Annotated in this window: 2 protein-coding genes; both read left to right on the forward strand. The window is 42.9% G+C overall.

All coding sequences use genetic code 11. The features are described 5' to 3' along the window. A partial coding sequence (locus A3756_RS21245) for a Na+/H+ antiporter subunit E (protein WP_068554573.1) occupies positions 1-460 on the forward strand: 460 nt, incomplete at its 5' end. Beyond that, on the forward strand, positions 457-723 hold the full coding sequence (locus A3756_RS21250; RefSeq protein WP_231872273.1) for a monovalent cation/H+ antiporter complex subunit F: 267 nt from the start codon (positions 457-459) through the stop codon (positions 721-723). The genes A3756_RS21245 and A3756_RS21250, both read left to right, overlap by 4 nt. The last annotated feature ends 26 nt before the right edge of the window (positions 724-749 follow it).

Raw genomic sequence — 749 nt, forward strand, 5'->3', positions numbered from 1 at the left:
GGCAGTACTACTTTCAGCGTTCTGGTTGTTACTTTCTGGCTACATCCAACCACTATTACTTAGTTTCGGAGCCGTTTCTGTCATCATCGTACTTTTTGTCTTAAAACGTATGGATGAAGTAGATGAAGAGCCACAAGAGATTGGGACAGGTTTACGATTAATTCGATACATTCCATGGCTAATTGGGCAGATCATTGGCTCTAGCGCCCACGTTACAAAACTGATCTGGACTTCGTCAAATAAGGTTTCGCCAAGCTTGGCGAAAATAGATATAAAAGAAATACCTCCGAGCAATCATGTTTTATACGCAAATTCCATAACACTCACACCTGGCACCTTAAGCGTAGATTTGGAGGATGGTGAACTGACTGTTCACGCACTGCAAAAGTCCTCGTTAGAAGAACTCGAACAAGGTGCTATGGAAAATAAAATCGCCGGGATATGGGGTAATAACAAGTGACAGGAATATACGCTGCTGTTTGTATCGCTATTTTGGTTGTTATGGCTATCGCTTTGGCCAGAGCATTCGATGCGCCAACCGTTTACGACCGTATTCTAGGAGTAAACATGTTTGGCACCAAGACTGTTCTTTTTATTGCGGCCGCCGGTTATATGATGGGACGCCCAGACTTCCTGGACATTGCCATTGTGTACGCATTAATCAACTTTACAGGGATGGTTGCGGTACTTCGCTTTTTCGAATACACAGCGCCAATTGAATAAAACTTAAATAATAATGGTTGGACATG

The organism is Oleiphilus sp. HI0086, assembly GCF_001635225.1.